The organism is Streptomyces panacea (assembly GCF_040560175.1).
GTDB lineage: Bacteria > Actinomycetota > Actinomycetes > Streptomycetales > Streptomycetaceae > Streptomyces > Streptomyces panacea.
In genome coordinates this window covers 1-5,019 of sequence record NZ_JARJHW010000301.1, presented here as the reverse complement: position 1 = coordinate 5,019, position 5,019 = coordinate 1, and the positions used below count along the sequence as shown (strand labels likewise).

At 73.0% G+C, this 5,019-nt stretch carries 2 protein-coding genes; both read left to right on the top strand.

From position 1 onward, the window contains the following. Window positions 1-589: acyltransferase domain-containing protein (locus P3L51_RS34965; RefSeq protein ID WP_354609394.1), on the top strand; the 589-nt coding region annotated here is incomplete at its 5' end. Then, a partial coding sequence (locus tag P3L51_RS34960) for an SDR family NAD(P)-dependent oxidoreductase (RefSeq protein ID WP_354609393.1) occupies window positions 586-5,019 on the top strand: 4,434 nt, incomplete at its 3' end. The genes P3L51_RS34965 and P3L51_RS34960, both read left to right, overlap by 4 nt.

Here is a 5,019-nt window from a genome sequence, read left to right as displayed (position 1 = left end):
TTTGCGGACGCAGATGCTGGCGGTGAGTCATGCGTTTCATTCGGCGGCGATGGAGGGTGCGGTGGCGCCGTTCGTCGAGGCGGTGGCGGGCAGGTCGCTGTCGGCTCCGGTGATGGGGTTCGTGTCGGGTGTGACGGGTGGTTGGCATTCCGCCGGGACCGCTACCGATCCGGGTTACTGGGGGCGGGCTATTCGTGAACCGGTGCGTTTCTCCCAGGCTGTTAACACCCTGGCGGAGGTGGGTGCGGGATCGGTGTGGGAGATCGGTTCCCATCCCCAACTCACCTCGCTGGCCAAGGCGTCGTGGGGTGAGACACAACCGACGTGGCTGACCACGTTGCGACGTGACCGCACCGACCAGGCCCAACTGCACGCGGCGGTGGCCGACCACTACAACCACACCCGTGCCGATCTCGACTGGGCCGGTCTGCATCGGGGCAAGGACCGGCGCACCACCACCATCCCCGCCTACCCCTTCAACCGGCAGGAGCTGGCCGCCCCGCCTGTTCGCCGCAGCGGTACTGAGACGAGCACCCTCAGCCACCCGCTGTTCGACCGTCACTACGAGCACCGGAGTGAGGGACAGTGACGTACCCGGGCGAGACCTACGAGAAGACGTTCACCGGCCAGGAGCCCTTCATCGCCCAGCACCGCTCCGCGGGTACGGGGCTGCTGCCCGCCGCGGTGCAGCTGGAGATGGCGATGGTCGGGGTTGCCCGGCGACAGCCGTTCACCCCGCTGGAGCTCACCGATGTGACATTCCTGCGACCCCTCACCGTCGCCGACGACGCGGCGGCTCCTGTCCGGCTCGACGTGTCCTTCGGCCCGCGGATCCGCTTCGAGCTGAGCACCGTGGTGGCCGGCGAGCGCAAGCCGCTGTCCACCGGAACCGGCCGACTGCTCCCGGGCGCCGTCCCGGCCCCGCCGGCCGGTACGGGCCGGCAGGTGACGGCGACGCGGAGCATCACCTCGGAGCGGCTGTACGAGAGCTGGGCGCGTGAGGGCCTGCTGTACGGTCCCGACTTCCGTACCGTCACGGAACTCGCCGTCGGAGACGACGGCGTGGCCCGTGCCACGTTGCGGTCCGAGGCCGAGCCCGTGCCCTGGTACGCCCATCCGCTGCTGGTGGACGGCGTGTTCCAGGTCGTCAGCTGTGCGCTCCAGGACCTCACGGGCGAGGTCGGCCCCTATCCCATGCTGCCGATCGGCGTCGCTCGGGTCGCGGTCCTCGCCGACCTCTCGGTTCTGTCGGCCGGTGTGACCGTCCAGGTGCGCAGGACCGGCGTCGACGGCGCGTACGCGACCGCCGACGCCCTGCTGCTGGGGCCCGCGGACGAGGTCGTCGCGGAGCTCGAGGGGCTACGGATGCGCCGCACGGCCGCCGTGTCGCGACCGGCCGCCGCCGCCCCGGCCCCGGCCCGGGCGGCCGTGCTGCCCATCACCCGGATCGACTGGCGGCCCGCGCCGGCGACCGACGTGCGGCACGATCCGGCGACCGGAACCTGGGTGGTGCTGCACAACGGCGGTGCCGACAGCCCGGGTGAGCGCGCCGCCCGGCAACTGCGGGCCGAGGGAGCCCGGGTGGTGGAGGTCGGCGTCGGACCGTCCGCCGCGCAGACGCACGACAACGATCGGCGGATGCTCGCGCAGCCGGACGAGGAGGCGTTCCGACGGCTCTGGGAGGAGATCGGGGACCCGGTCGCGGGCGTGGTGCACCTCTGGAACGCCGACGGCGCGCCCGACGCCCCTCCGGAGGAGGCGGCGGAGCTCCGCCTCGGCCTGTACGGCTGCCTGGCCGCCCTGCGGACCCTCGGCGAGCGGCAGCGCAAGTCCCGCTTCTTCCTGGTGACCAGGGACGGGCAGCCGGTCGCGAACGGCGACCGGCCGGTGCCGGCGCGCGCCGCCCTGTGGGGCTTCGTCCGCACCGCCGCCATCGAGTACCCGGGCCTGGGCCCGCGCCTCCTCGACGTCGACCGGTTCTCCGAGGACACGCTCCGCGCGGTCCTGGTGGAACTCGGCGCCGCCGGGGGCCCCACCGAAGTCGGCTACCGGCAGGGAGTCCGCCACGTACCCGTCCGGGTGCGCGACCGGTCGGCGTACACCGCGCCCCACGGCGGGACGGGGCCCATCAGGCGGGGTGGCCGCTACCTCGTCCTCGGCGGACACGGCGGGCTCGGCCTGGAGGTCGCCGACCGGTTCGCACGGGAGGGCGCCGGAGCCGTCGCGCTGGTCAGCCGTTCCGGAGCGGCCGGTGCCGACCAGGACCGGACTGCCGCGATCCGTGCGATCGGCGCGCGAGGGTGCGAGGTCGCGTCCTACAGCGCGGACGTGACCACCCCCGGCGCGCTGGCGGCCGTGGTGGAACGCTTCCGCGCGGAGTTCGGCGAGTTGCACGGCGTGGTCCATGCGGCCGGCACTCTCAAGGACGGACTGATCCGCAGCGCCACCGCCGAGGACATCGCGGCGGTGATGCGGCCGAAGGCCGACGGCGTTCGAGAGCTGGCCGCCGCGGTGGCCGGGCACGACCTGGACTTCGCCGTGCTGTTCGCGTCGGTCTCCGGCACGTTCGGCAACCTGGGGCAGGGTGGATACGCCGCGGCCAACGCCTACCTCGACGCTTTCGCGCACGCGCAGGGCCCGCCGTGGCTGAGCGTCGCCTGGGGCCTGTGGGGCGAGGTGGGCATGGGCACGGCCGTCGCGGAACAACTGCGGCGGCGTGGCGTCCGGCCGTTGGACACCGCGGAGGGTCTGGACGCGCTGATCGCGCTGCTGGGCACGGATGATGACCTGCGCCAAGTGGTCGTCGCCCACCCGGACGCCGGCGACGTGATCGTCGAACTCGAAGACGCGGCAGCGGAGTTCGGCGCACCTTCGGGCGTACGCGCCCAGGCACGTGATGGCGTACGAGACGCCGCCGGCTCCAGTGGTGAGGGCGACGGGGGCCACGTCGGGGACGCGCTGGAGCGGTTCCTGGCGGAGCGGCTGGGCGTCACATCCTTCGACCGCGACACCCCGCTGTCGGACTACGGCATGAGCTCGATCATGAGCGTCGAACTGTCGGAGGAACTGTCCGGCAAGTGGGGTATCAGCCTTCCGGCGACGCTCTTCCTGGAGTACGGCGAGTTCGCCGAGCTCGTCGAGGCCCTGACCGGGCGATACGGCGCGGCTGTCGCGGTCGCGGCACGGGAGACCGCCGAGCCTGTGACCGGCGTGACGGCCGAGACCGGCGTGACCGGTGTGACGGCCGAGACCGTCGAGCCGATCCCGGCTGCCTCCCCGCACCACCCGCACCACCCGCACCAACCGCGTTCGCCCCGCCACACGCCCGCCGGTCGCGACGCGGACGTCGCGATCGTCGCCGTGTCCGGTGATCTCCCGGGCGCGGCCGGCGGGGTGGCGGAGCTGTGGCCCCTGCTGCGCTCCGGCGCTCACGCGTTCACCGAGGTACCGGCCGAACGCTGGGACATCGACGCCCACTTCGAGCGACGCGGCCCCCGGATGACGGGCACCTACTGCCGTACCGGCGCCTTCGTCACCGGAATCGACCGCTTCGATCCGGCCTTCTTCGGCATCTCCGTACGCGAGGCCGAGGAGATGGACGTACAGCAGAAGCTGCTGCTGGAGCACGCCTGGACGGTGCGGGACGACAGCGGTCTCGCCGGCCGCCGCGACATCGGCGTCTTCGTCGGCGCCACCTACACCCATCACCGCGACACGCAGGGACTGGAGACCGTCGGACCGCACACCGCGCTCGGCTCCATGAACGCGGTGCTGGCCAACCGCATCTCGTACGCGCTGGATCTGACCGGCCCCTCACAGACCGTCGACACCCTGTGCTCGTCGTCCCTCGTCGCCATCCAGCAGGCGGTCGCCGCGCTGCGCGCGGGACACTGCGGCGCCGCGATCGTGGCGGCCTGCCAGGTCGGTCTGACTCCGTGGTACTACCGCAGCCTGAGCCAGCTCGGTGCCCTGTCCGACACCAGACCGCGGCCCTTCGACGAGCGGGCCGACGGATTTCTCCCCGGCGAAGGCGCGTTGGCCGTGATGCTGAAGCCGCTCGCGGACGCCGAACGGGACGGCGACGGGATCTGGGGCGTCATCCGCGGTACGGCCGTCAACCACGGTGGCCGCGGCAGCGCCCTGCCGGTGCCCCGCAGCGCCGCCCAGGCCGCGGTCGTCCGGGCGGCACTGGACGACGCCGGACTGGCCCCGGCGGACGTCTCCCTGATCGAGACGCACGGTACGGCGACCCGGCTGGGCGACCCGATCGAGATCGCCGCGCTGACCGAGGTGTTCGGCGGCGACCAGGACCGCGCCGAGCCCTGCCACATCGGGACGGTGAAGGGCAACATCGGGCATCTGGAGCCCGCGGCCGGACTCGCCGGCCTGCTGAAGGTCCTGCTGTGCCTGCGGCATCGGGAGATCCCGCCCGTCGCCGGTTTCGAGACTCCGAGCAGCCATCTGGACCTGTCCGCCGGACCGTTCGTGATCCCCGTCGAGCCACAGCCGTGGACCTCGGACGGGCCGCGCCGGGCGGGAATCAGCTCCTTCGGCATGGGAGGGACCAACGCGCACATCGTCGTGGAGGAGTACGTCGAGGAGTATGTCGGGGAGTCCGGCGAGTCCCGGTGCGCGGCGTCCGGCGAGGAGGGCCGTACGGCCGCCGCCGTACCGGACGAGCACCTGATGGTCCTGTCCGCGCACACCCCGGCCGCCCTGGCCCGGCGCATGGCGGACGTCCGGTCGCTGCTGCGGCAGGCGAACGCGGCGAGCCTGAGCGCCCTGTGCCGTTCCAGCGCTGTCGGACGCGACCACCAGGCGTACCGGATCGCGGCCCTGGGAGCCACGGCCGACGAGCTGAGCGCCGGGCTGGCCGAGGCGCTGCGCCTCGGGGAACGGGCGCCCGGCACTGTCGTACGTGGCGGAACGGTGCTGGACAACGCGTCGAACGGGCTCAGCGGCCCAGCCTTCCGCTACGTCGGCGGCGGCACCGTCGACTGGACCACGGTGTACCCCTGT